Consider the following 25,308-nt stretch of genomic DNA (forward strand, 5'->3'; position numbering starts at 1 on the left):
CGACGACCCCCGCGGCGTCCTCCGCCGCCGGCGCCACCGACGCTCCCGCCGACGCCGGCGACGCTCCCGGCGCCACCGACGCCACCGGCCCGCTGGGCCGCGAGCGCGCCCACCTCGCGGCCTCCCGGGCCGCCCTGCGCGCCATGCGGCAGGACGTGGAGGCACTCGACATCAGCGACGTCACCGGGAACTGGGTCAACGCGAAGATCCTCGCCGGCGAGATCGAGGTGCGCATCAAGGCGCTCGCCGACCTCGCCGGCACCCCGCTCTTCTTCGGCCGCCTCGACTACCTGCACGCACCGGGCGTCGTGGCCGCCGAGGGGGCGGGCGGGGAGAGCTTCTACATCGGCCGCCGCCACGTGCACGACGCCGGCGGCGACCCGATGGTCATCGACTGGCGTGCCCCGGTCTCGCAGCCGTTCTACCGCGCCTCCCGGGTCGAGCCGATGGACGTGCGGCTGCGCCGCCGCTTCGGCTACACCGGCGGCGACCTGACCGCGTACGAGGACGAGCACCTGACCGACCCGGCCGAGGCGGACCGTTCCAGCAAGCTGCTCCAGTCGGAGATCGAGCGGCCGCGCGTCGGGCCGATGCGCGACATCGTGGCCACGATCCAGCCCGAGCAGGACGAGATCGTGCGCGCCGGGGTCGGCGGCACCGTCTGCGTGCAGGGCGCGCCCGGCACCGGGAAGACCGCGGTCGGCCTGCACCGGGTGGCCTACCTGCTCTACGCGCACCGGGAGCGGCTGGCCCGCACCGGCACCCTGGTGATCGGACCGAACGCGTCGTTCCTCCAGTACATCGAGCAGGTGCTGCCCGCGCTGGGCGAACTCCAGGTCAAGCAGGCCACCGTGGACGACCTGGTGGCCCACGTCCCGGTGCGCGGCACCGACACGGCGGCCACCGCGCGGCTGAAGGGCGACGCGCGCATGGCGGAGGTGCTGCGGCGCGCGGTCCGCTCGGGCATCAGCATGCCGACCGAGCCGGTCGTGGTGGTGCGCGGTTCACGGCGCTGGCGGGTGCCCGCCTACGAACTGGAGGAGATCGTCCGGGAGATGGCCGACCGCGACATCCGGTACGGGGCCGCCCGCGAGGCGCTGCCGCAGCGGATCGCGCACGCGGTCCTGGTGCAGATGGAGCGGTCCGGCGAGGCGCCCGACGACCGGGTGCAGGACGCGGTGGCACGCAACGCGGCGGTGAAGGCCGCGGTCAAGGCGTGCTGGCCGCCGGTCGATCCGGCCAAGACCGTGCTGCGGCTGCTGTCGGACCCGGAGTTCCTCGCCTCCTGCGCCGACGGGCTGCTGTCGGAGCAGGAGCAGCAGGTGCTGCTGTGGGCGAAGCCGGCCCGCGGGCTCGCCTCCGCGAAGTGGTCGGCGGCCGACGCGGTGCTGGTCGACGAGGCGAACGACCTGGTGCAGCGCACCGGTTCGCTCGGCCACGTGGTGCTCGACGAGGCGCAGGACCTCTCGCCGATGCAGTACCGCGCGGTGGGGCGGCGCTGCTCCACCGGGTCGGCCACGATCCTGGGCGACCTGGCGCAGGGCACCACGCCGTGGGCGACCGGGTCCTGGGCCGAGGCGCTGTCGCACCTGGGCAAGCCGGACGCCCGCGTCGAGGAGCTGACCCGGGGGTTCCGCGTGCCGCGCGAGGTCATCGCCTACGCGTCCCGGCTGCTGCCGTCCATCGCCCCCGGCCTCGCACCGGCGACCTCCGTCCGCGAGTCGCCCGGCGCGCTCTACGTGCGGCCGACCGCCGAGGACGCGCTCGACGCGGCCGTGGTCGCCGCCTGCCGCGAGTCGCTCGGCCACGAGGGCTCCATCGGGCTCATCGCGGCCGACCCGCGCGTCCCGGCGCTGGCGGCCGCGCTCGACGCCGCCGGCCTGCCGTACCTGTCCCCCGGCGAGGAGACCTCGGCGGCCGCCCGCCTCACCCTGGTCCCCGCCTCGCTGGCCAAGGGCCTGGAGTACGACTACGTGGTGATGGACGACCCCGCCGCGATCGTCGCGGCCGAACCCGACGAGCGGACCGGTCTGCGCCGCCTGTACGTCTGCCTCACCCGTGCGGTCTCGGGTCTGACGGTGCTGCACTGCGCCCCGCTGCCGGCCGCCCTGGCGGCGGCCGGCTGAACCGGGGCCGGGCCGACCCGGGGCCGGCCGACCCGGGGTTCGACGGGCCCGGGGTTCGACGGGCCCGGGGTTCGACGGGCTCCTGGTGACGCCGGCTCAGCCGACGGCCACCGGCGAGTCGAGCGCTTCGCGCCAGGTGCGCACGGCGGACACGTCCACGGGTGCGGCCCATCCGCCGGGCCGCACCGCGCCGCCGACGTGGAAGCCGGCCAGCCCGGCGGCGCGCAGCATGGGCACGTGGTCGAGCAGCAGCCCCCCGCCGACCAGCAGTTCCGGCTCGTAGCCGGGCTCGCCGGACCGTGCGGCCTCGTCGCACAGCACCGTCAGCCCGGCCCCGACGCCGTGCGCGGAGCCGGCGGTCAGGTAGGTGTCCAGGCCGGGCAGGCCGGCGAGTTGCAGGCGCAGCGCGTCACGGTCGACGGCGCGGTCCATCGCGCGGTGGAAGGTCCAGCGGCAGCCGTCGATCACGTCGACCAGCGCGTGCACCGCGTCGAGGTCGGCGCGGCCGCGCGCGTCGAGGAAGCCGAGCACGAACTCGTCGGCGCCCTCGGCCCGCAGGCCCTGCGCGGTCTCGCACAGCACGTCCAGCTCGCGGGCGTCGCCGGCGCCGAAGCCGTCGGACAGCCGCAGCATGACGCGCAGCGGGATGCGCACCGCGGACCTGATCGCGCCGAAGGTCGCGCGGGAGGGTGTGAGCCCGTCGGCGGCCATATCGGTGACCAGTTCGAGGCGGTCGGCGCCGCCCTCCTGGGCCGCAACGGCATCCTCCGCGCCGAGGGCGATCACCTCGAAGATTGGTCTAGACATATGAGCAAGGGTGCCACACCAGCCCCATCCGCGCGAGGGTCGGGGGGCATCGACGGCGCCGCGGGGGCCCGGGTCGGACGGTGGCCTATGCCTCCAGCAACTCCAGTTCGGTGCCGACGTTGCGGCGGGCCACCTGCTCCCAGTGGGTCCGGCCGTACTCGGTCCGGAACAGCCGCGGCAGCGCGAGCAGCCGGCGCAGCACCTCGGCGCGGCCGGCCCGGAAGTCCTCGTCCGGCACGAAGCCGTACTCCTCGCGGACCTCGGCGGCGTACGCGGCGTACGCCGCCGGGTCGCCGGCCAGCACCGCCAGGTCGGCGTCGCACAGCACCTCGCCGTCGGCGTCGCCCTCGGCCGGGTCGTGGTCCACCGTCAGCCGTACCAGCCGGGCGACCTGTGCGATCCGCTCCGCGTCCACCCCGGCCTCGGCCAGCGCCCGTTCGGCCAGCGCGGCGCTGCGCTCCTCGTTCTCGCTGCGGTCCGGGCGGTAGACCGCGTCGTGGAACCAGGCGGCGAGCGCCACCGTGTCCGGGTCGTGCGCGTACACCGTCAGTTCCGTCACCCGGGCCAGCACCGCGACCAGGTGGTCGAGCGTGTGGTAGCGCCGCTGCGGCTCCGCCCACCGGGCCAGCAACTCCCGCCCGTAGACGGCGGGATCGGTCTCGTCCGCACCGCTCCGGCAGCGCCTCAGCAGCTCGGACCACTCCGCGAGCAGGGCGGCGTGACGGGGATGGGCTTCAGCTCGGCTCTCGGGCATGCCGATCATTGTCCACGGCCGGCCCGGGTGCCCGTCCCCACCCCCCGGGGCGGCACGGCGGGCCGACCGCGCGGCTCCCGACGGGGCCGGTCACGGCACCAGGCAGGGCGCGCGCACCGCGCCCACCCGCGCCAGCAGGGCGGTCGCGTCGGGCCTGGCCTGGAGCCCGGCGAGCAGCAGCAGCCACAGGTCGTAGAGCCGGTCCTCGATCTGGTCGCGCCCGTCGAGCGCGTCGGAGACGGTGTGCATCCCGAAGAACGCGTAGACCACGCCGACCGCGGCCGTCTCGGGCGCGAGCCCGCCCGCCAGTTCACCCTGCGCGCGCGCCTCGCCCAGCAGCGAGCCCACGGTGTCGATCCAGCCGAGGAACGGCGCGGGCAGCGGGGTGTCGATGGCCCGCCGCTCGGTCCACAGCCGCGACCCGGCGCGCACCACCACGTCGTCGCGGAAGGCGCGGGCGACCTCGAAGCTCAGCTTCACCAGCTTCTCCAGCGCGGACGCGTACGAACCCCGGACCCGGGCGATCATCTCCGGCCAGGTCGCGAAGTGCGCCTCGACGACCGAGAGGGCCAGTTGCTCCTTGTTGCCGAAATGGAAGTAGATCGCACCGCTGGTACGCCCGGACAGGGCGCTGATATCGCTGATACTGGTGCCGGCATAACCGTGTTCGTCGAACAACCGCGCCGCCGCCTCCACCAGACACCTGCGCGTCGTCTCCGCTCGCCCCTGCACATTCACTCCGATAGCCGCTTCGTCGCCGACGACGGCAATCTAGCGTGTCGCGCACACCGAACGGCACCTGGCCCCTGATGACGCGCGTGCGTATCTGCCGGACGTGAGTTCTTCTTATGGTATGAATTCTTTGGTCGGGGATGACTCCGGACGGAACTCCGGAAATGGCGCAATGCCGGGCCTGAGCTGGTCCCGCACGGTCGCGCGGGAATGGGTGCACCGCTCGTCGGTGGCCGAGGTACTGCTCACCGACGTACGGCCGGACCGAACGGGGGGGTTCGAGGCGGCGGCGTGCTGGCCGCGCTCGCACCCGACCTTCCCCCGCGACGGGTCGGACCTGCACAGCCCGCTGCTGGTGGTCGAGACACTGCGCCAACTCGGCATCTACCTGCCGCTGCGCTTCCTCGGGGTGCCGCAGAGCGCCCGTCTGCTCATCGGCGACCTGTACTTCGCGCTCTCCCCCGGGCGGGAGCCGCGGGCCGGCCACGGCGCCACCGAGGTGACCTGCGCGATCGCGGTCAGCCGGGTCCGCAGGGACGCCCTCGGCGCGGTCACCGGTCTGCGGCTGGAGGTGCACTACGCCTGCGGCGGCCACCGGTTCGCGCGGGCCGGCGGCGGCGCCCGCTTCGTCGACCCGGACGGCTACGCGGCGGTGCGGGGCCGGCACGGCACCCCCGTGCCGGCGCCCTGGTCACCGCCCCCGCCCGCGCACACGCACGCCGCGGACGACCGCCCCTCCCCCGCCGCGCTCGCGGTCGGCGGCGCCGGAGACGTGCTGATCACCCGGCGCGCGGGCACCCTCGCGGTCGAACCGGCCGACCCGCGCCACCCGTTCTTCTTCGACCACGCCAGCGACCACGTGCCCGGGATGGTGCTGCTGGAGGCGGCCCGGCAGGCCGCGGCCGAGGCGAGCGGCGGCACGCTGCTGCGGCCGCTCACCGGCCGCATGGTGGCCAGGCGCTTCACCGAGTTCACGCCGCCGGCCCTGATCGAACCGGTGCCGCACGACCGCACATGTGTCTTCCGCGTCCGGCAGGGCCCGGCCTGCACCGCCTACGGAGTCCTCGGATACGACCGACACGCGGTGTGACTTATTGCATTCACTTGACTACCATGCGCGGCCGTCCATAACGTAACGATCGATATGTTCTCGGCGGTCCCCTCCTAATTCCGCGCAGTCCGCGGGATTTACGGACGCGCTCGCCGAGAGCCCGCGCCCGCCTGACGAAACAGCGCGCATCCGTCTGTCGGCCTGCATTACCGACGGCCCTCTCGGCGCTTTCAGGCATTCCTCGAACGGACCTTCCCCCCATGACCTCTCACCCCCTCTTTTCGTGGACCCCGACGGCGATCGTCTTCGACTGCGACGGCACCCTGATGGACACCGAGCGGCACTGGCAGGACGCCCGCGATCTGACCCTGCGTGATTTCCGGCTGACCACGGCGGACGGTTTCGCCGAGCGGAGCAAGGGCCTGCACTACACGGAATGCGGTCAGCTGATGGCCGACGAATCGGGGCGCCCGGAACTCGGCGGCGAACTCACCGAGCGGCTGCTCGACCATTTCCGCGCGCTCGTCGCGGAGGACCCGCAGACCATGCCCGGCGCGGGCGAACTCGTCGCCAACGCGGCGAAGTTCGCCCCGCTCGCGGTCGCCAGCAACTGCCCGCTCGACGTCGTCGACACCTGCCTGCGCACCGCCAACCTCCGGCAGCACTTCGACCACATCGTGGTGCCCGGGCCCGACGTCCGCCCCAAGCCGCACCCCGACGTCTACCTCACCGCGGTACGCCTGTGCGGCGCCGACCCCGCGGAGTCCCTCGCCGTGGAGGACTCCGCCTGCGGCATCGAGGCCGCCACCCGCGCGGGCCTGCGCACCATGGGCGTCGGCCCCTGGCCCGGCGAGGACCTCGCCGCCACCGTCGACATCTGGGTGGCCTCGCTCGACGACCCGAACATCTTCTCCTGGTACTCCCGCTGACCGGCGGGACGAAGCCGGGCGGGCGGTCCCGATCCCAGCGGGACCGTCCGCCCACCCCCTCCTCGCACGTCAGCCCAGGTACGGCGCCAGGGTGGGCACGGTGGTGGCCGCCGAGGCGAAGAGCAGGGCGATCCCGACCGCTCCCGGGTCGGGCACGCCCGCCGCCCGCTCGCCGAGGTAGCTCGCCCGCCCGCGCCGCGCCGTGAACCGGGCGGTGCTGCGCACCCCGCCCCACGCGGCCCGCGCCCCCTCGGCGGCCGCGGCGGACGGGTCGCCCGGCGCCGTGCGGGCCTGCGCGGCGAGCGCGTCGCAGGCCGGCGCCAGCGCGTCGACCAGGGTCTTGTCCCCGACCGCGGCCTCCCCGACCCGCTGGATCGCGGCGAGCCCGCCGCCGGCGCCCGTCGCCAGCGCGACGGCGGGCGGACCGTCCCCGGCGGCCACGGAGACCGCGATCTCCTGGAGCAGCAACCCGAACAGCGGGCCGCTGGTGCCGCCGACCTCGTCGAGGAACGCGGAGGCGGCGGCCTCCAGCGGCCACGCGGGCGGGGCCGGCACGGCGGGCGAGGCGGGTACGGCCGGGGGTGACGCCGGCACGCCGGGCGCGCCCAGCCGCCGCAGCGCGGCCTGCAACCCGGCCACCAGGTTCGCCCCGAAGTCGCCGTCGCCCACCTGCTGGTCCAGGGCCGTCAGTTCGGCCTCGGTCGCGGCGGCGGAGGCGGCGAACCTGCGCACCCAGCCCTCGGTGAAGTCGGTGAAGCCGGTGGAGCGGAAGGGCTCGGAGAACTCGGGGAACCCGGTGTCGGTTGATGTGAGCATCGCTGCGTCTCCCGTCGTTGCCTGCCCGGCGGTCGTACCGGGCCCCGTGGGACGCCCGGCGGTGGGCACCTGGTCATGGCGCCTGCTCCCGGGCACCCTCGGCGCGGGCGCCCGGTCGCGGGCGCGGTCAGCCCGCCCGCCCGCACCACGCGGGGGCGGCGGCCGGGGCGTCGTAGTAGCCGAGCGTCGCGTCGTCGGCGGCGAGCAGCGTGAGCGAGAAGCCCCGCATGTCCAGCGCGGTCACATAGTCGCCGACGAGGGTCCGTACGGGCGTGGCGCCGCGCTTGTCCAGCAGCCGCGCCACCTCGCCCAGTACCGCGTACAGCTCCAGACGGGTGACTCCGCCCAGACCGTTGACGAGGAGCACGACCCGCGCCCGCGGGCCCAGGTCCAGGGAGTCGGCCAGGGAGCCGACCATGTCCTCGGCGAGGTCGCGCAGCGAGCGCTCCGCCAGCGTGCGGCGGGCGCGCTCGCCGTGGATGCCGACGCCGTACTCGATGGCGCCGGGCGGAAGGTCGAACGCGGGGCGGCCGGTGGCGGGCGAGGTGTGCGCGCCCGAGGCGACCGCGAGGCTGCGGCACCGGCCGGCCACGTCCGTGCCCAGCTCGACCAGCTCCGCCAGGCCCATCCCGGTGTCCGCGGCCGCGCCGAGGATCTTCTCGACCAGGACGGTCGCGCCGGTGCCGCGCCGTCCGGTGGCGACCTCGTCCGACTCCGTCGCCACGTCGTCGTCGACCAGCACCCGGCCGCAGGCGATGCCCTCCCGGGCGAGGCGTTCCGCGGCGATACCGAAGTTGATCTTGTCGCCGGTGTAGTTCTTCACCACGTGCAGCACGCCGCCGTCACCCGCCACGGCGCGCGACGCGGCGAAGATCTGCCGGTTGTGGGGCGAGGCGAAGACACGGCCCGGGCAGGCGGCGTCCAGCATCCCGGTCCCGACGTAGCCGGTGTGCAGCGGTTCGTGGCCCGAACCGCCACCGGAGACGAGGCCGACCCGGCGGGTCGGCGCCGGTTTCAGCGCCTGTACGTAGCCGTCCCGCTCGTCCCAGCGCACGCGGTCCGCGTGGGCCCGGGCGAAGCCGGCCAGTGCGTCCCCCACCAGTTCGTCGGCTGCGTTCACGAAGTAAAGGCCCATGAGACGACCTCCTGTCACCTCATGCTGAGCGGTCCCGGGGAGCGCGGCAACCGGACCTGCGGGTGCCCTTGTCCCGCCCGGCCCGCGACCGCCTCCCGGTGGAGCGTCCCGGTGGGGGCGTCCCGCCGGGTCCCCCCGTCCGGCGGGTGCCCCTCAACGGGGGGGACCGGGGAGGCCGGGGGGACGCGTGCGGCCCTTCCCGGGGGTGACCCCGAAGGCGAGGCGGAACGCCTCGATGAAGGCACTGGCGTTGGCGTACCCGCAGGCGGTGGCAACGGAGGTGACGGAGTGGCCCGCCGCGAGCAGCGTCAGCGAGTGGTGGAGCCGCAACTGGGTCCGCCACTGCGGGAACGTCATCCCCAGCTCCGCCCGGAACAGCCGGCTCAGCGTCCGCTCCCCCGCCCCCACCGCCGCCCCCAGCTCCGCCAGCGTCCGGTCGTCCGCGGGATCGGCGCGCAGGAGCGCGGCGACGGCCCGCAGCCGGTCGTCGTCGGACGCCGGGAGGTACAGCGGGAGCGCCTCCACCCGGCGAAGCTGGACGAGCGCGACGCGTTCGAGGTCGGCGCGCTGGGCCGCGGTGTACGGCGGGTGTGCGGCGTCGGGCGCGTCCGTGAGCGCGACCACCAGCTCCCGCAGCAGTGGCGGGACCGCCACCACGGTGGGCCGGTCGTCGCCGAACGGCCCGTTCCCGGGCGGGAACGACAGGGTGCGCATGTCGGTGCGCCCGTGCGCCTCGTGCGCGTGCGGCACCCCCGCGGGAATCCACACCGCGCGGTAGGGCGGCACCACCCACGCCCCCAGTGGCGTGGACACCCGCAGCACCCCGCTGCTCGGGTGGACGAGCTGGTCCACGGCGTGGTGGTGCCAGTCGATGCGCTCGCGGTGCACCAGTTCCTGGCGGGTGGGCCCGTCCAGCGGGCGGGGCGCGGGGCCGCCCGCGGGGTGCGGTCCGGGATCACGGGGGTGCCGGGCGGGCCGTTCGGGGGACCGGGAGGCCGATTGGCGGGTTGTCGGCATAAACAGACAGAGTATCGGTAGCCGACCATCCGACCCGCTCGGCAGGCTTCCGGTATGACCCGGACCACCGACACGGCAGCCTCCCGACCGGACAGCGAACGACCGGACACCTCCCGACCGGACCCCTCCCGCCCCCCGACCCCGACCCGCGGCACCTGGCGGCGGATGCGCCTGTGGGGCGTCGCCCACGCCGTGGACGACCTCTACCAGGGCCTGGTCCCCGCGACCGTGCCGTACTTCGTCCTCGACCGGCACTACGGGTACGTCGCCGCATCCGGCCTCACCCTCGCCGCCACGCTCGGCAGTTCGGTGCCGCAGCCGTTCATCGGACTGGCGGTGGACCGGATGCGGCTGGGCTGGCTCGCGGGGGCGGGGGTGGGCCTCGCCGGGATCGCCCTCGGCCTGTCCGGCGTCGTGCCCTCGTACGCCGCCGTGTGGTGCCTGATCATGCTGTCCGGGCTCGGCATCGCGATGTTCCACCCGGCCGCGGGGAAGTCCGCGCGCGAGGACGCCGGCGACAGCGCCGCCGCGATGAGCGTCTTCGCGGCCGGCGGCAGCGTCGGCTTCTTCCTCGCGCCGGTCCTCGCCACGCCCGCGCTGATCGCCTGGGGCGTCGGCGCCACCGCCCTGTTCATCCCGCCCGCCGTCCTCACCGCGTACGTCCTGCTGCGCCACCGCCGCCGGCAGGCGCCGAGCGCGTCGGCGGCGGCCGCGGGCGGGGTGGACCGGTGGGGCCCGTTCGCCGCGCTGACCGGCGTCGAAGTGGTGCGCTCCGTGGCCTTCTTCGGGGTGAACACCTTCATCGAGCTGTACTGGATCAGGCACCTGCACGCCTCCCGGGGACTGGCCGGGGTCGCGCTCACCGGCTTCCTCGCCGGCGGGGTCGGGGGGACCCTGCTGGGCGGCCGGATCGCGGACCGGATCGGCATGGTCCGCACGGTGCAGCTCGGCGGCGCGCTCGCGCTGCCCATGCTCGCCGGGCTGCTGCTCACCCCGGGCCGCGTGACACCCCTGCTGTTCGCGGTCCTCACCGGGGTCTGCCTCAACCTGCCCTTCGCGGTGCTGGTCAAGCTCGGCCAGGACTACCTGCCCACCCGCCCGGGCACCGCGGCCGGGGTCACCCTGGGGCTCGGCGTGAGCGTCGGCGGGCTGCTCTCCCCGCTGCTCGGCCTTGTCGCCGACGCGCACGGGCCCCGGGGCGCCCTGACCGCCCTGCTGGTCGTCCCCCCGCTCGCCCTGGCCCTCGGCCTGCTGCTGCCCGAGCCGTCACGCACCCCCTGACCACCCGCGCCCGTCCACCGGCTGCCGGTCGGCCCGGCGCGGCCCCGCCGCGGGCGCGACCGCGCCGCCGGTGGGACAGTGGAGCGATGGGCAGTGGTCACGGCGGCGCGTCGGACCCGTTCGTGCGGGTCAGGGGCGCGCGGGTGCACAACCTCGACGGCGTGGACGTCGAGGTGCCGCGCGACGCGCTGACCGTCTTCACCGGGGTCTCCGGGTCCGGCAAGTCGTCGCTGGCGTTCGGCACCCTGTACGCGGAGGCCCAGCGGCGGTACTTCGAGTCGGTCGCGCCGTACGCCCGCCGGCTGATCCAGCAGGTGGGCGCGCCCAAGGTGGAGGAGGTCACCGGGCTGCCGCCGGCCGTCGCGCTCCAGCAGCGGCGCGGCGCGCCCACCTCCCGCTCGTCGGTCGGCACCGTGACGACGCTGTCGAACCTGCTGCGGATGCTCTTCTCGCGCGCCGGGACCTACCCGCCGGGCACCGCCGAGCGGCTGGACTCGGACGCGTTCTCCCCGAACACCGCGATCGGCGCGTGCCCGGAGTGCCAGGGCCTGGGCCGGGTGCACCGGGTCACCGAGTCCTCGCTGGTCCCCGACCCGTCGCTGAGCATCCGCGACCACGCGATCGCGGCCTGGCCGGGCGCCTGGCAGGGCAAGAACCTGCGCGACGTGGTGGACGCGCTCGGCTACGACATCGACCGCCCCTGGCGGGAGCTGCCGCAGGCGGACCGGGACTGGCTGCTGTTCACCGACGAGCAGCCGGTGGTGACGGTGCACCCGGTGCGCGAGGCGGGCCGCATCCAACGCCCCTACGAGGGGCGGTTCATGAGCGCGCGCCGGTACGTGATGCGCGCGTTCTCGGAGTCCAGGAGCGCCGCCACCCGGCGGCGGGTGCGCCGCCACCTGGAGAGCGCGCTGTGCCCGGTGTGCGGGGGCCGGCGGCTGCGGCCGGAGGCGCTGGCGGTCACCTTCGCCGGCCGCGACATCGCGGAGCTGGCCGCGCTGCCGCTGGCGGACCTCGCCGAGGTGCTGCGCGGCACCGCCGCCCTGGCGGCACCCGGCGCGGCGGTGGCCTCGGCCGCCTCCGGCGAGGCCACCGAGGCCGCGGTCTCGCTCGCCCGGGACCTGGTGGCCCGGATCGAGGTGCTGGTCGGCCTGGGCCTCGGCTACCTGGGCATGGACCGCCCGGCACCGACCCTCTCGCCCGGCGAGCTGCAACGGCTGCGGCTGGCCACGCAGTTGCGCGCCGGGCTGTTCGGCGTCGTCTACGTGCTCGACGAGCCGTCGGCCGGGCTGCACCCGGCCGACACCGAGCCGCTGCTGGACGTCCTGGAACGGCTGCGCGCGGAGGGCAACACGCTGTTCGTGGTGGAGCACGACATGGACGTGGTGCGGCGCGCGGACTGGGTGGTCGATGTGGGCCCCGGCGCCGGGGAGCGGGGTGGGCGGGTGCTGTACAGCGGCCCGGTGCCGGGCCTGGCGGAGGTGCGGGAGTCGGCCACGCGCCCGTACCTCTTCGAAGCCGCGGGCCGGAAGCCGGGCGGGGGCGGGGACACGAGCACGGGCGCGAGTGCGGACCCGGGCACGAGTGCGGGTGCGGGTGCGGGTGCGGGTGCGGACCCGGGCGCGGGTGCGGGCGCGGGCGCGGGTGCCGGGGTGCCGCGCGTGCCGGGCCGCTGGATCCGGCTGCGCGGGGTGGACCGGCACAACCTCCGCGACCTCGACGTGGACGTGCCGCTGGGCGTGTTCACCGCGGTGACGGGCGTGTCGGGTTCGGGCAAGTCGACGCTGGTCAGCCAGGTGCTGGCGGAGGTGGTGGCACGCCCGGACCCGGATGGCGGCTCCCGCGGGGAGGAGGCCGCGGACGCCGGGGAGGACGCGGTGGAAGGCGGCGGGGAGGACCCGTGGGAGGGCGGGGACACCGTGGACGCGGAGCAGGGCGCCGTGCGGGTGCGGTCGGTGCGGGGCGCGGACGCCGTGGACCGCCTGGTGCGCGTGGACCAGCGGCCCATCGGCCGGACGCCGCGCTCCAACCTGGCGACGTACACCGGCCTGTTCGACGCGGTCCGCCGGGTCTTCGCCGCGACCGGGGAGGCCCGGGCGCGCGGCTACACCCCGGGCCGGTTCTCGTTCAACGTGGCCTCCGGCCGCTGCGGTACCTGCCAGGGCGAGGGGTTCGTCGCCGTCGAGCTGCTGTTCCTGCCCGGCACCTACGCGCCCTGCCCCACCTGCCACGGCGCCCGCTACGACCCGCGGACCCTGGAGATCACCTACCGGGACCGGAACATCGCGCAGGTGCTGGACATGTCGGTCGACTCGGCGGCGGGCTTCTTCGCCGACGTGCCCGCGGCCGCGCGCAGCCTGCGCACGCTGCGGGACGTGGGCCTGGGCTACCTCCGGCTCGGCCAGCCGGCCACGGAGCTGTCCGGCGGGGAGGCCCAACGCATCAAGCTGGCAGGCGAGTTGCAGCGCGCGCGGCACGGCCGCACCCTCTACCTGCTGGACGAGCCGACCACCGGCCTGCACCCGGCCGACACCGACCTGCTGATGCGCCGGCTGCACGGGCTGGTCGCGGCGGGCAACACGGTCGTGGTGGTCGAGCACGACATGGGCGTGGTGGCCGGCGCGGACTGGGTACTGGACCTCGGCCCCGGCGCGGGCGACGACGGCGGCCGGGTGGTGGCGGCGGGGCCGCCGGCGGAGGTGGCACGGGCGCCGGGCAGCCGGACGGCGCCCTATCTCGCCAAGCGGCTGGCGGGCGGGGCGGGCAGAGCGCCCGGGGACGGAAGCGGCACCGTCTGACGAAGGCTGCGCGGCGGGAGGAGCCCCCTCCGCGCCTCCCACCACGCCGACCCGCGGACGCCACCGCATCCCCGGGTCACCAGTACGCGAATTTCGCATCTACGCCCGTAAATTGTCAAGATAATTTGGGGAGCATACAAGCCCACAATGGCCGCGGACGGGCCGTCAGCTCATCCGGCGCACCGGGAATCCGGGCAGGTCAGCCGCCGTCTGCCGGCCATTCGGAAATGCGCGGGCCCGATAGCCCCCCCCCCGATTACGGGGTGCGGCCGGCCCGCGGGGGCTTCCTGCGGCGCAGCCCCGCCGCCGTCAGCCGCCGCACCAGTTCCTTGCTGCCCACCTCGACCGCGCCCAGCCGCACCGCGTGGAGGTAGCTGGCCGCCGGGATGTCGTAGTGGTCGCGCTCGAACGCCCGCTCCGGCGCGCCCAGCAGCCGGGCGAAGGCGTGCAGTTCGGCATAGGAGCGGTCGCTCACCAGGTGCGACCAGACCCGGCCGTGGCCCGGCCAGGTCGGGGGGTCGATGTAGACGGTCATCCGCGCCTCACCCGCCCAGCGCGCCGACCGGGGCGACCGCCTCGCCGCGCGCCTCGCACACCCAGTGCGGATCGGCGCCCAACTCCGGCTCCACCGCCAACGCGTGCGGGTCGTCGCACAGCGGGCACAGCGGCCACCGCCCGTGCGTCTCCAGCAGGGCGTCCTGCACGTCCTGCGCCAGCAGCCCCGGTACGAACGCGGCGCCCTGCGGCCACTGCTCCAGCCACCAGCGGCGCTTGCTCAGCGCGTCCTCCAGCAGCGAGACGACCTCGGCGTCGGCGACGTCGCGGGCTTTCATGTCGGCGAGGACGCGGGCGCGGGCGTCGTGGAGGACGGTTTCCATGCGTCCATTGTGCAACCGGCCGCCGGTGACCTCGCCGTCCTCCTTTCGGAGGCACTCCGCGATGCGGGGTTGACGCGGCGACGAAGGTGAAAATACCTTTCAGAGGGTGACCTATAGCGTGAAGGAAACTTTCTCCCCGAGCGTCCGCGCCCTTCGGGGCGTACCCGGCGCGCCCGCACCCGTCGCGGCCCCCGACCCGGGGGCCCTCGCCGCGAAGGTCCGCACCCTCGCGCCCTCGATGACCCGCTCGATGCAGCGGGTCGCCGAGGCCGTCGCGAACGACCCGGCCGGCTGCTCCCACCTCACCGTCACCGCGCTGGCGGTCCGCACCGGGACGAGCGAGGCGACCGTCGTGCGCACCGCGCGCCTGCTCGGCTACCCCGGCTACCGCGACCTGCGGCTCGCGCTCGCCGCGCTCGCCGCCCACCAGGCCACCGGCGCCGCCCCCGCCGTCACCGCCGACATCGCCGTCGACGACCCGCTCGGCGAGGTGGTCACCAAGCTCGCGCTGGAGGAGCAGCAGACCCTCGCCGACACCGCCTCCCAGCTCGACACCTCCCAACTGGAGGCCGCCGTCGTCGCGTTGGCGTCGGCTCGGCGCACCGACGTGTACGGCATCGCCGCCTCCGGGCTGGTCGGGCAGGACCTGGCGCAGAAGCTGCTGCGGATCGGGCTGATCGCGCACGCCCACACCGACCCACACCTGGCGGTCACCAACGCCGTGCAACTGCGGCCCGGCGACGTGGCGTTGGCGATCACCCACTCCGGCACCACGCAGGACGTCATCGAACCGCTGCGGGTCGCCTTCGACCGCGGCGCCACCACCATCGCGATCAGCGGCCGCGCCGACGGCCCGGTCACGCAGTACGCCGACGTGGTGCTCACCACCTCCTGCTCCCGGGAGAGCGAGCTGCGGCCGGCCGCGATGTCCAGTCGCACCAGCCAACTCCTCGTGGTGGACTGCCTGTTCATAGGGGTGGCCCAGCGCACGTACGACGACGCCGCACCGGCGCTGTCCGCCTCCTACGAGGCCCTGGCCCACCGGCACACCCACCGCGCCCCGCGCCCCAGTTGACGGCGGCGCCCGTCCGCCGTCGGCCCCCCCTCCTCCCGCCGCCGGCTGCCGGGCGACCGCCGCGCACCGCACCGAGCCCACCCGAGAAGGATGAACGAGCCGCACATGACCGACCAGTACACCGCGTTGCGCCGGGAGTTGGAGACACTCACCACGGAGGCGTTCCGCCCCGAACTCGCCGAGATCGACCGGCGGTCCACGCTGGAGATCGCGCGGATCATGAACGGCGAGGACATCACGGTGCCGTCCGCGGTCGCCGAGCAACTGCCGTCGATCGCGGCCGCGATCGACGGGATCGCCGCCCGCATGGGACGCGGCGGGCGGCTGGTCTACGCGGGCGCCGGCACCGCCGGCCGGCTCGGCGTGCTCGACGCGAGCGAGTGCCCGCCGACCTTCAACACCACGCCGGGACGCGAGGTGGTCGGTCTGATCGCGGGCGGCCCGGAGGCCATGGTGACCTCGGTCGAGGGCGCCGAGGACAGCAGGGACCTGGCGGCGGCGGACCTGGCCGGGCTCGCGCTCACCGAGGCCGACAGCGTGGTGGGCATCTCCGCGTCCGGCCGCACGCCGTACGCGCTCGGCGCCGTGGAGTTCGCCCGGCGGGCCGGCGCGCTGACCGTCGGGCTGGCCTGCAACGCCGGGTCGCCGCTGGCGGCGGCGGCCGACCACGGCATCGAGGTCGTGGTCGGACCCGAACTCGTGGTCGGATCCACCCGGTTGAAGGCCGGCACCGCGCAGAAGCTCGTGCTCAACATGCTCTCGACGATCACGATGATCCGGCTCGGCAAGACCTACGGCAACCTCATGGTCGACGTCCGCGCCTCCAACGAGAAGCTGCGGGCGCGCTCGCGGCGGATCGTCGCGCTCGCCACCGGGGCGGCCGACACCGCCATCGAGGAGGCGCTCAGCGCGACCGACGGCGAGGTCAAGCCGGCGATCCTCACCCTGCTGGCGAAGGTGGACGCCGCCACGGCCGGCCGCCTGCTCGCCGCCTCCGACGGCCACCTGCGGGTGGCGCTCGACGCGGCGACCTGACCCGTCGGGCCGCCCCCGTCCGCGGCGCCGCGGGCGCCGGGCCCATCCGCCACCGGCCCGCCAGGCGCCGGCGGATGGGCCCGGGGCCCGGTGGGACCGCGCCCGCGGGAGGCATGATGGAGGGCATGAGCGATCTCAATGAAGTGGCTGTGACGACGTTGACGGGTGAGGCGACCACCTTCGGGCGGCTCACCGGCGGCAAGGCCGCCCTCGTGGTGAACGTCGCGAGCGAGTGCGGGCTGACCCCGCAGTACACCGCGCTGGAGGAGTTGCACAAGGAGTTGTCGGGGCGCGGCTTCACCGTCGTCGGCTTCCCCTGCAACCAGTTCGGCGGCCAGGAGCCGGGCACCAACGAGGAGATCTCGCAGTTCTGCTCCACCACCTACGGGGTGACCTTCCCCATGGCCGGCAAGATCGAGGTCAACGGCCCCGACCGGCACCCGGTCTACGGCACACTGACCGGCCAGGCGGACTCCGAGGGCGCGGCGGGCGACGTGCAGTGGAACTTCGAGAAGTTCCTGGTCGACCCGACCGGCCGGGTCGTCGCGCGCTTCCGCCCGGGCATCACCCCGCAGGACCCCGAACTGCGCGCCGCGGTCGAGGCCGTGCTCCCGGGCTGACCCCCGCGGCCGGCCGCGGACCGGCCGCCCGGCCGCCGGCCGTACGACGAAGGCGGCGCCCCCTCCCCGCGAAGGGAGGGGGCGCCGCCTCGGCGCGTCGGACGCTGATCCCCGTGGATCAGAAGTCCATGTCACCGCCGGGCATGCCACCCGGAGCGGCGGGGGCCGCCTTCTCGGGCTTGTCGGCGATGACCGCCTCGGTGGTGAGGAAGAGCGCGGCGATGGAGGCCGCGTTCTGCAGCGCGGAGCGCGTCACCTTGGCCGGGTCGATGATGCCCTCGGCGACCAGGTCGACGTACTCGCCGCTCGCCGCGTTGAGGCCGTGGCCGGGGGTGAGGCTGCGCACCTTCTCCACCACGACACCGCCCTCAAGGCCGGCGTTGACCGCGATCTGCTTCAGCGGGGCCTCCAGGGCGATCTTGACGGCGGCCGCACCGGTCGCCTCGTCGCCCTCCAGCTCCAGCTTCTCGAAGACGGCGGTCGCCTGGAGCAGGGCCACGCCGCCACCGGCGACGATGCCCTCCTCGACGGCGGCCTTGGCGTTGCGCACCGCGTCCTCGATGCGGTGCTTGCGCTCCTTGAGCTCGACCTCGGTGGCGGCACCGGCCTTGATGACGGCCACGCCGCCGGCCAGCTTCGCCAGGCGCTCCTGGAGCTTCTCGCGGTCGTAGTCCGAGTCGCTGTTCTCGATCTCGGCACGGATCTGGTTGACCCGGCCGCCGACCTGCTCGGTGTCGCCGGCACCGTCGACGATGGTGGTCTCGTCCTTGGTGATGACGACCTTGCGGGCGCGGCCGAGCAGGTCGAGACCGGCGTTCTCCAGCTTGAGGCCGACCTCCTCGGAGATGACGGTGCCACCGGTGAGGATGGCGATGTCGCCGAGCATGGCCTTGCGGCGGTCACCGAAGCCCGGGGCCTTGACGGCGACGGACTTGAAGGTGCCGCGGATCTTGTTGACCACCAGGGTCGACAGGGCCTCGCCCTCGACGTCCTCGGCGATGATCAGCAGCGGCTTGCCCGACTGCATGACCTTCTCCAGCAGCGGAAGCAGGTCCTTCACCGCGGAGACCTTGGAGTTGACGATCAGGATGTAGGGGTCGTCCAGCGACGCCTCCATCCGCTCCAGGTCGGTGGCGAAGTAGGCGGAGATGAAGCCCTTGTCGAAGCGCATGCCCTCGGTGAGCTCGAGTTCGAGCCCGAAGGTCTGCGACTCCTCGACGGTGATGACGCCTTCCTTGCCGACCTTGTCCATGGCCTCGGCGATCAGCTCGCCGATCTGGGTGTCGGCGGCGGAGATGGAGGCGGTGGAGGCGATCTGCTCCTTGGTCTCCACGTCCTTCGCCTGCTCCAGCAGCGCGGCGGAGACGGCCTCGACGGCCTTCTCGATCCCGCGCTTGAGGGCCATCGGGTTGGCGCCGGCGGCGACGTTGCGCAGGCCCTCCTTGACCAGGGCCTGGGCCAGGACGGTCGCGGTCGTCGTGCCGTCACCGGCGACGTCGTCGGTCTTCTTCGCGACTTCCTTGACCAGCTCGGCGCCGATCTTCTCGTACGGGTCCTCGAGTTCGATCTCCTTGGCGATGGACACACCATCGTTGGTGATCGTGGGAGCGCCCCACTTCTTCTCGAGGACCACGTTCCGGCCCTTGGGGCCCAGGGTGACCTTGACGGCGTCGGCGAGCTGGTTCATCCCGCGCTCAAGGCCGCGCCGTGCCTCCTCGTCGAACGCGATGATCTTGGCCATGGTGAAGTGTCCTCCGCGGACTGGGTTGTTTGCGCTCGGGACCGTGTGGTGCCCGCGACGGACGGCCCGCCGGCCGCCGGTTCCTTCCCGACGTCCGCACGGCCCTCACCGACCCGGCCCTGCTGTCACTCTCACGCGGAGAGTGCTAACGCCAATGATTAGCACTCACCCCCTGCGAGTGCAAGCGGTTCGCTCCGGGGGTCCGGTCGTGAACAGGGTTGCCCCGCAGGTCGGGGGCGCCCCGGCGGGGCGCCGGAAAAGGAGGGAGCCGCACCCCGGGCGGGGTGCGGCTCCTCCGTGTGAAAGGTCGCGTCGATGGTCGAACGCGCCGTGAAGTCAGCCGGCGAGACGGACCATGTCCGCCTGCGGCCCCTTCTGACCCTGCGAGATCTCGAACTCGACCCGCTGGCCTTCTTCGAGGGTGCGGTACCCGTCCATCTGGATCGCGCTGTAGTGGACGAAGACATCCGCACCACCGTCGACCGCGATGAAGCCGTAGCCCTTCTCCGCGTTGAACCACTTGACGGTGCCCTGAGCCATTCCTAACTCCCCTATTGCTGGCCCTATCGCGGCCCCGCACTTCACGGGCCCGGGTCAGACCTCACCCGCCCGTTGACCCCTTACCGTCGACAGGTGGGGCCCCTGGGGGGCGTGCGCCGGAACGCGTCGACCGCGGCTGAATGTATCTGCACGGATGCCGTCTGCAACAGGTCAATCGGACGAGAATTCTGGGCGCGACCCATCGGAAATAGCCCGAGAAAAAACGATAAGCCGGGGCAAGCCGGGCCGGACATACCGGACGAAGGGCAGAATTCGTTCGTGAATTTGGCGATAAATCGCTGAGGTCGCTTGCACCGGGTGTCCGCGCCGCGAGATTGCCACCGGCAACTGTACAACTCTTCAACTACCGCCCTGTGACGCGGATGCCCCGTCCACCCACAGGGGTGAACGGGGCACAAACCGCCCGAACCCGCGCCCGCCGCCCAACTCCCGCCGGGCGGCGCTCGGTTCGGCCGACGACGGGTGCGTCGATCCGAGGGACGGCCGGAGGTTCAGCCGCCGGCGACAGCGGGAATGATCGAGACACTCGCGCCATCCGGCACGGCCGTCTCCAGACCCTGGGAAAACCTCACGTCGTCATCGTTGACATACACGTTCACGAAACGCCGCAGCTTTCCTGCGTCGTCCAGTACGCGTGCCGAAATTCCCTGGTGATCGCGCTCAAGGGAGTTGATCACCTCGGCGAGGGTGGAACCCTCGGCGGGCACTTCTGCCTGGCCGCCGGTGTAGGTGCGCAGAATGGTGGGGATACGTACGGAAGCACTCATGCGAGGCCAGCCTCTCGGAATGCGGCAAGGGTCGGGCGGATGGTCGCGGTCGGTCCGGTGGTGGGCGCCACCGCGTCCAGGGTCTTCAGTCCGTCGCCGGTGTTGAGCACGACGGTCTCGGCGGCCGGGTCGAGCTGCCCCGACTCGATCAGCTTCTTCAGCACGCCGACGGTCACGCCGCCCGCGGTCTCCGCGAAGATGCCCTCGGTCCGCGCGAGCAGCTTGATCGCGTCCACGATCTGCTCGTCGTCCACGTCCTCGACGGCCCCGCCGGTGCGCCGGGCGATGTCCAGCACGTACGGGCCGTCCGCCGGGTTGCCGATCGCCAGCGACTTGGCGATGGTGTCCGGCTTCACCGGCCGCACCACGTCGTGCCCGGCCTTGAAGGCCGCCGACACCGGGGAGCACCCCTCGGCCTGGGCACCGTAGATCCGGTACGGCTTCTCCTCGACCAGGCCGAGCGCGATCAGCTCCTTGAGGCCCTTGTCGATCTTGGTGAGCTGGGAGCCGGACGCGATCGGGATGACCAGGTTGTCCGGCAGCCGCCAGCCGAGCTGCTCGGCGATCTCGTAGGCGAGCGTCTTGGAGCCCTCGCCGTAGTACGGGCGCAGGTTGACGTTCACGAAGCCCCAGCCCTCGCCGATCGGGTCGCCGATCAGCTCCGAGCAGAAGCGGTTCACGTCGTCGTAGCTGCCCTCGATGCCGACCAGCTCGCCGCCGTAGACCGCGGCCATCACGACCTTGCCGGCCTCCAGGTCGTGCGGGATGAACACGCAGGAGCGGAAGCCCGCGCGGGCGGCCGCGGCGCCCACGGCGCCGGCCAGGTTGCCGGTGGAGGAGCAGGACAGCGTGGTGAGGCCGAAGGTGCGGGCGGCCTCCAGCGCGATCGCGACCACCCGGTCCTTGAAGGAGTGGGTGGGGTTGCCGGAGTCGTCCTTGACGTGCAGGCCGCCGGTGATGCCCAGTTCACGGGCGAGGTTGTCGGCCTTGACGAGCTTGGTCCAGCCGGGGTTCAGGTTCGGCTTGGTGGTGACGTCGGCGGGCACCGGCAGCAGCGGGGCGTACCGCCAGATGTTCGTCGGCCCGGCCTCGATGCGCGCGCGCAGCGCCTCGGGGTCGCCGGTCGGCAGGTCGTAGGCCACTTCGAGCGGCCCGAAACACTCCAGACACGCGAAGACCGGGCTCAGCGGGTAGCGGGCGCCGCACTCCCGGCAGGACAGCGCGGCGGCCGGCCCGAACGGTGCGGGGGCTCCGGCGTCCTGGGCACCCTGGGTGCCGGGGGTGGAGTCGGTGGTGCTTGCGACGGTTTGCGCAGCCATGACAGGCGAGGCCCTTTCTCCTCATCTTCCTCGCACGCGGGCGCGTCACGAGACGGAATTGGCACCTTCCCCACCGTGCGTGACCTCGCGGTCGGCGGGAGGGTTGCCGGGGCTTCTACGGGCCGTTCCCTCTGCCCCTCTGGATGAGCGGTATGGCGACCAGGGCCGGTACGGACCGGACCCGTCGCGTTTGTGCGCGTCGCGCCCCCGGCATGCGGTGGCGTCACGCGTTGTTCAAGACTGTAACCGACAGGGGCGGCAATTGAGATAGTCGTCCGCACCGCGAGATGGATCACACGCCCGGTTCCGGGGCGTCGCGAGGGAGAGGACTCACGTGCTCGACGAGGTGGAGCACTGGCTGCGCACCCGGTCGTGGTCGGCCGCACAGCGGCCGCTCGGCCGGCTGCTGGACGCCAAGCGCGCGGCCGGCGCCCAGGGCACGGTCAGCGTGGTGCTGCCGGCCCTCGACGAGGAGGCGACGGTCGGCGCGATCGTGGCCGCGATCCGCCGCGACCTGATGTCGGCGGCCGTGCCGCTGGTGGACGAGGTGGTCGTGGTCGACTCCGGCTCCACCGACCGCACCGCCGAGGTCGCCGCGGCCGCGGGAGCCCGCGTGGTCGAACGGGACGCGATCCTGCCGCGGCTGCCCGCCCTGCCCGGCAAGGGCGAGGTGCTGTGGCGCTCACTGCTGGTGACCGGCGGCGAGATCGTCTGCTTCGTCGACGCGGACCTGCGCGAGTTCGACACCCGGTTCGTCTCGGGGATCGTCGGCCCGCTGCTCACCGATCCCGCGGTGCACCTGGTCAAGGCGATGTACGACCGCCCGCTGGAGACCGGCGGCGCCGTGGTGCCCGCGGGCGGCGGCCGCGTCACCGAACTCGTCGCCCGTCCGCTGCTCAACCTGCACTGGCCGCGGCTGGCGGGGTTCGTCCAGCCGCTCGGCGGGGAGTACGCCGCCCGCCGCTCCCTGCTGGAGCGGCTGCCCTTCCCGGTGGGGTACGGCGTGGAGCTGGGCATGCTCGTCGACGCGCTGGACCTGGTGGGCCTGGACGGCCTCGGGCAGGTGGACGTCGGGGTGCGGCACCACCGGCACCAGGACGGCCAGGCGCTCGGCCGGATGGCCGCGGCGATCTACCGCACCGCACAGGTCCGGCTCGCCCGCGGGCACCTGGTCCGTCCGCAGCTCACCCAGTTCGGGCGGGCCGGCACGGCCTTCGTGCCCCGCACCCACCCGGTCGACACGGAGGAACGGCCCCCCATGGCCGCGCTCCCGGAGTACCTGGCCCGCAAGGCGGCGTAGGGCGGCCGGGCCGGAGGGGGACGAAGCGCACACCGGAGGGACGTTTGAGCTGCGCGGGAACCGGCAAAGCTGGCGGCATGGAGGGATCTTCGCAGGGTGCCCGGATTCTGGTCGCGTCGAACCGCGGCCCGGTGTCGTACACCGTGGCGGAGGACGGCACCCTCGGCAGCCGCAGGGGCGGGGGCGGCGTCGTCTCCGGGCTGAGCGCGATCGGCCCCGACGCGGGCGCCGTGTGGGTGTGCGCGGCGCTGTCGGACGGCGACCGGGAGGCGGTGCGGCGCGGGGTCGCCGAGCCCGGGGTGCGGATGATCGCCGTCCCCCCGGAGGTCTTCCACGCGGCGTACAACGACATCGCGAACTCGGTGCTGTGGTTCGTGCACCACCTCCTCTACCAGACCCCCTTCGAGCCGGTCTTCGACGAGGAGTTCCGCGACCACTGGGCCGCCTACGAGGCGTACAACGAGGCGTTCGCCGACGCGCTCGCCCAGGAGGCCGCCGAGGGCGCCGCCGTCCTGGTGCAGGACTACCACCTGGCGCTGGTGCCCGCGCTGCTGCGCGAGCGCCGCCCCGACCTGCGGATCGGCCACTTCTCGCACACCCCGTGGGCCCCGCCGGACTACTTCCGCCTGCTGCCCGACGACGTGGCCGCGCGCCTGCTCGAAGGCGTCCTCGGCGCCGACCGGGCCGCCTTCCTCACCCACCGCTGGGCCGCCGCGTTCGCCGCGTGCTGCGCCGACGTGCTCGGCGCCGAGGTGTCCGCCGACGGCGGGTCGGTCACCCACCGGGGCCGGACCACCCGGCTGGGCGTGCACGGCCTGGGGGCCGACGCGGAGTTCCTGCGCGAGCGCGCGCAGCGGCCGGACGTCGTCGAGCGGATGGCGGCGCTGCGGGCCGAGGCCGGCCCGGGCCGCCGGCTGATCGTCCGGGTGGACCGCACCGAGCTGTCGAAGAACATCGTGCGCGGCCTGTACGCCTACCGGCGGCTGCTCACCGAGCACCCCGGGTGGCGCGAGCGCGTCGTCCACGTGGCGTTCGCCTACCCCTCGCGGCAGGACCTGGCGAGCTACCGGGAGTACACCGCGGAGGTCTCCCGGGTGGCCGCCGAGGTCAACGACGAGTTCGGCACCGCCGGGTGGACGCCGGTGATCCTCAAGGTCGACGACGACTTCGCCCGCTCGCTGGCGGCGTACCGCCTCGCCGACGTGGCCCTGGTCAACCCGATCCGCGACGGCATGAACCTGGTGGCCAAGGAGGTCCCGGTCGTCTCCGACCAGGGAGTGGCCCTGGTGCTGTCCCGCGAGGCGGGCGCCTTCGAGGAACTGGGCGCCGACGCCTTCACGGTCAACCCGTACGACATCCGCGCGACCGCCGTCGCCCTGAACGAGGCGCTGACCCTGCCCGAGGCCGACCGCGCCGACCGCTCCAAGCGCCTGGCCGCCGCGGCGACCGCGCTCCCGCCCACCCGGTGGTTCCTCGACCAGTTGCACGCCCTCGACGTCTGACCAACCTCGACGTCCGGCACCTCGACATCCGGCCCCGCGATGTCCGGCACCTCGACATCCGGCCCCGCGACGTCCGACCGCCCGCGCGGGCCGGGCCCGCGCTCCCGCCGCCGGTGCTCCGGCTGGTGCTCCGGCACCCGGTGCTCCCGCGGCCGGCCTCCTCGCTCCGGCGCCCGCTCGCCGTCAGGCCAGCCGGTCGGCCAGGTGGTCCAGCAGGCGGACGACGCCCGCCGGGCCCGCCACGGTGAGGTCGGCCCGCGCCAGCACCTCCTGGGGGGTCTCCTCCGCGCCCGCGCTGGCCACCAGCAGCCCGGGCAGGCCCTTGGCCCGCAGGTCCTCGACCGCGGCGTACGCGGCGAGGTCGCCGAGGTCGTCGCCCGCGTACAGCACGCTGCCCGCGCCGGCCTCGCGGAGGAAGCCGGTGAGGGCCACGCCCTTGTCGACGCCGGGCGGGCGCAGTTCCAGGACGTACCGGCCGGGTTCGACCACCAGGCCGTGGCGCGCGGCGAGTTCGCCCAGCGGCGCGCGCAGCGCCTCGAAGGCGGCGTCGGGGTCGTCGGTGCGGCGGGTGTGCACGGCGACCGCGTGGCCGCCCTTGTCCTCGATCCACAGGCCCGGCCACCGCCCCACCGACTCGAGGAAGCCGGGCAGTTCGGCGCGGACGGCGGTGACGCCCTCGGGGGCGGCCGGCGTGTGCGCCTCGCCGCTGCGGGCGTCCCAGCGCTCGGCGCCGTAGTGGCCGAGGACCACGAGGTGCTCCAGCCCGGGCACCTCGGCGAAGCCGCCGTACCGGACGGCGACCGCGGCCGGGCGGCCGGTGAGGATCACCGCGGCGGCCAGGTGCGGGGCGAGCCGTGCCAGTGCCGCCGCCGCGCCGGGGTGGGCGCGGGCCTGTTCGGGGTCGGGCACGATGGGCGCGAGCGTGCCGTCGAAGTCCAGTGCGACGACCGCGCGTTCGGGGTGGGCGAGCAGCGCGGTCAACCCGTCCCTGCCCTCGGGCGTGCGCGGGGTGAACGTCTCGGCGAAGGCCATGGGGCGAGCCTAACGGAACCGCCCGGGCACCC

Annotated in this window: 23 protein-coding genes and 1 riboswitch; of the genes, 10 read left to right on the forward strand and 13 right to left on the reverse strand. The window is 74.3% G+C overall.

The genetic code is table 11. The features are described 5' to 3' along the window. Window positions 1-92: 92 nt before the first annotated feature. Complete coding sequence (locus tag RVR_RS14080; protein WP_237405311.1) at window positions 93-2,126, forward strand: HelD family protein; 2,034 nt, start codon at window positions 93-95, stop codon at window positions 2,124-2,126. Window positions 2,127-2,222: 96 nt separating this feature from the next. On the opposite strand, the gene RVR_RS14085 is transcribed toward RVR_RS14080, so the two are convergent. The 3 genes from RVR_RS14085 to RVR_RS14095 form a co-directional block, all read right to left on the reverse strand. Further along, window positions 2,223-2,933: a copper homeostasis protein CutC gene (locus tag RVR_RS14085; protein ID WP_202234184.1), complete on the reverse strand. Its 711-nt coding sequence runs from the start codon at window positions 2,931-2,933 to the stop codon at window positions 2,223-2,225. Window positions 2,934-3,018: 85 nt separating this feature from the next. Further along, window positions 3,019-3,687 carry an HD domain-containing protein gene (locus RVR_RS14090; protein WP_202234185.1) on the reverse strand — a complete coding sequence of 223 codons (669 nt, stop codon included), beginning with the start codon at window positions 3,685-3,687 and terminating at the stop codon, window positions 3,019-3,021. Window positions 3,688-3,777: 90 nt separating this feature from the next. Continuing rightward, window positions 3,778-4,419 carry a ScbR family autoregulator-binding transcription factor gene (locus RVR_RS14095; RefSeq protein ID WP_202234186.1) on the reverse strand — a complete coding sequence of 214 codons (642 nt, stop codon included), beginning with the start codon at window positions 4,417-4,419 and terminating at the stop codon, window positions 3,778-3,780. Between the two features lie 172 nt (window positions 4,420-4,591). Here RVR_RS14095 and RVR_RS14100 point away from each other — a divergent pair, with 172 nt between their 5' ends. After that, entirely contained in the window at window positions 4,592-5,509 is a 918-nt protein-coding gene (locus RVR_RS14100) for a ScbA/BarX family gamma-butyrolactone biosynthesis protein (protein ID WP_237404732.1), read from the forward strand. A 221-nt stretch (window positions 5,510-5,730) separates the two neighbouring features. Beyond that, window positions 5,731-6,399, forward strand: a complete 669-nt coding sequence (locus tag RVR_RS14105; RefSeq protein ID WP_202234188.1) for an HAD family hydrolase — start codon at window positions 5,731-5,733, stop codon at window positions 6,397-6,399. Window positions 6,400-6,468: 69 nt separating this feature from the next. On the opposite strand, the gene RVR_RS14110 is transcribed toward RVR_RS14105, so the two are convergent. The 3 genes from RVR_RS14110 to RVR_RS14120 all read right to left on the reverse strand — a co-directional run bounded on the left by RVR_RS14110 (window position 6,469) and on the right by RVR_RS14120 (window position 9,367). Continuing rightward, window positions 6,469-7,215 (reverse strand): DAK2 domain-containing protein, encoded by a 747-nt coding sequence (locus RVR_RS14110; protein WP_202234189.1) that lies wholly within the window; start codon window positions 7,213-7,215, stop codon window positions 6,469-6,471. Between the two features lie 127 nt (window positions 7,216-7,342). Continuing rightward, window positions 7,343-8,350 carry a dihydroxyacetone kinase subunit DhaK gene (locus RVR_RS14115; RefSeq protein ID WP_202234190.1) on the reverse strand — a complete coding sequence of 336 codons (1,008 nt, stop codon included), beginning with the start codon at window positions 8,348-8,350 and terminating at the stop codon, window positions 7,343-7,345. A 153-nt stretch (window positions 8,351-8,503) separates the two neighbouring features. Beyond that, window positions 8,504-9,367 (reverse strand): AraC family transcriptional regulator, encoded by an 864-nt coding sequence (locus RVR_RS14120; RefSeq protein ID WP_202234191.1) that lies wholly within the window; start codon window positions 9,365-9,367, stop codon window positions 8,504-8,506. A gap of 54 nt (window positions 9,368-9,421) precedes the next feature. Here RVR_RS14120 and RVR_RS14125 point away from each other — a divergent pair, with 54 nt between their 5' ends. Further along, window positions 9,422-10,648, forward strand: coding sequence for an MFS transporter (locus RVR_RS14125; RefSeq protein WP_346731454.1), 1,227 nt, complete (start codon window positions 9,422-9,424; stop codon window positions 10,646-10,648). An 86-nt stretch (window positions 10,649-10,734) separates the two neighbouring features. Further along, window positions 10,735-13,446, forward strand: a complete 2,712-nt coding sequence (locus RVR_RS14130) for an excinuclease ABC subunit UvrA (protein ID WP_202234192.1) — start codon at window positions 10,735-10,737, stop codon at window positions 13,444-13,446. A gap of 256 nt (window positions 13,447-13,702) precedes the next feature. Here RVR_RS14130 and RVR_RS14135 read toward each other — a convergent pair whose 3' ends face one another. Further along, a complete protein-coding gene (locus RVR_RS14135) occupies window positions 13,703-13,981 on the reverse strand; it encodes a DUF4031 domain-containing protein (RefSeq protein WP_202234193.1) in 279 nt (92 codons plus the stop codon). A 7-nt stretch (window positions 13,982-13,988) separates the two neighbouring features. Next, the gene (locus RVR_RS14140; protein WP_202234194.1) at window positions 13,989-14,324 is read right to left on the reverse strand and encodes a hypothetical protein; all 336 of its coding nucleotides are present in this window, start codon (window positions 14,322-14,324) and stop codon (window positions 13,989-13,991) included. A 106-nt stretch (window positions 14,325-14,430) separates the two neighbouring features. Between RVR_RS14140 and RVR_RS14145 the strand changes: the two genes are divergently transcribed. The 3 genes from RVR_RS14145 to RVR_RS14155 all read left to right on the forward strand — a co-directional run bounded on the left by RVR_RS14145 (window position 14,431) and on the right by RVR_RS14155 (window position 17,054). Beyond that, the gene (locus tag RVR_RS14145; protein WP_202234195.1) at window positions 14,431-15,399 is read left to right on the forward strand and encodes a MurR/RpiR family transcriptional regulator; all 969 of its coding nucleotides are present in this window, start codon (window positions 14,431-14,433) and stop codon (window positions 15,397-15,399) included. A gap of 105 nt (window positions 15,400-15,504) precedes the next feature. Further along, complete coding sequence (gene murQ / locus RVR_RS14150; protein ID WP_202234196.1) at window positions 15,505-16,434, forward strand: N-acetylmuramic acid 6-phosphate etherase; 930 nt, start codon at window positions 15,505-15,507, stop codon at window positions 16,432-16,434. 125 nt (window positions 16,435-16,559) lie between these two features. Beyond that, window positions 16,560-17,054, forward strand: a complete 495-nt coding sequence (locus tag RVR_RS14155) for a glutathione peroxidase (RefSeq protein WP_202234197.1) — start codon at window positions 16,560-16,562, stop codon at window positions 17,052-17,054. Between the two features lie 118 nt (window positions 17,055-17,172). On the opposite strand, the gene groL is transcribed toward RVR_RS14155, so the two are convergent. From groL to thrC, 4 genes are all read right to left on the reverse strand, one after another. Further along, on the reverse strand, window positions 17,173-18,795 hold the full coding sequence (gene groL, locus RVR_RS14160; RefSeq protein WP_202234198.1) for a chaperonin GroEL: 1,623 nt from the start codon (window positions 18,793-18,795) through the stop codon (window positions 17,173-17,175). Between the two features lie 336 nt (window positions 18,796-19,131). After that, window positions 19,132-19,335: a cold-shock protein gene (locus tag RVR_RS14165; RefSeq protein WP_009339379.1), complete on the reverse strand. Its 204-nt coding sequence runs from the start codon at window positions 19,333-19,335 to the stop codon at window positions 19,132-19,134. A 512-nt stretch (window positions 19,336-19,847) separates the two neighbouring features. Further along, window positions 19,848-20,123: a ubiquitin-like small modifier protein 1 gene (locus RVR_RS14170; protein ID WP_202234199.1), complete on the reverse strand. Its 276-nt coding sequence runs from the start codon at window positions 20,121-20,123 to the stop codon at window positions 19,848-19,850. Beyond that, the gene (gene thrC, locus RVR_RS14175) at window positions 20,120-21,442 is read right to left on the reverse strand and encodes a threonine synthase (RefSeq protein ID WP_202234200.1); all 1,323 of its coding nucleotides are present in this window, start codon (window positions 21,440-21,442) and stop codon (window positions 20,120-20,122) included. The genes RVR_RS14170 and thrC overlap by 4 nt, the downstream gene beginning before the upstream one ends. An 18-nt stretch (window positions 21,443-21,460) precedes the next feature. Next, window positions 21,461-21,592: riboswitch (SAM riboswitch) on the reverse strand. 184 nt (window positions 21,593-21,776) lie between these two features. Between thrC and RVR_RS14180 the strand changes: the two genes are divergently transcribed. Together RVR_RS14180 and RVR_RS14185 are read left to right on the forward strand one after the other, a co-directional pair. Continuing rightward, window positions 21,777-22,742, forward strand: coding sequence for a glucosyl-3-phosphoglycerate synthase (locus RVR_RS14180; protein ID WP_202234201.1), 966 nt, complete (start codon window positions 21,777-21,779; stop codon window positions 22,740-22,742). Window positions 22,743-22,819: 77 nt separating this feature from the next. Further along, a complete protein-coding gene (locus tag RVR_RS14185; RefSeq protein WP_202234202.1) occupies window positions 22,820-24,244 on the forward strand; it encodes an alpha,alpha-trehalose-phosphate synthase (UDP-forming) in 1,425 nt (474 codons plus the stop codon). Window positions 24,245-24,427: 183 nt separating this feature from the next. Here the strand turns inward: RVR_RS14185 and otsB are convergent, their stop codons facing one another. Continuing rightward, window positions 24,428-25,276 (reverse strand): trehalose-phosphatase, encoded by an 849-nt coding sequence (gene otsB / locus RVR_RS14190; RefSeq protein ID WP_202234203.1) that lies wholly within the window; start codon window positions 25,274-25,276, stop codon window positions 24,428-24,430. Between the last annotated feature and the right edge of the window lie 32 nt (window positions 25,277-25,308).

This window comes from Streptomyces sp. SN-593 (assembly GCF_016756395.1).
GTDB classification, from domain to species: domain Bacteria; phylum Actinomycetota; class Actinomycetes; order Streptomycetales; family Streptomycetaceae; genus Actinacidiphila; species Actinacidiphila reveromycinica.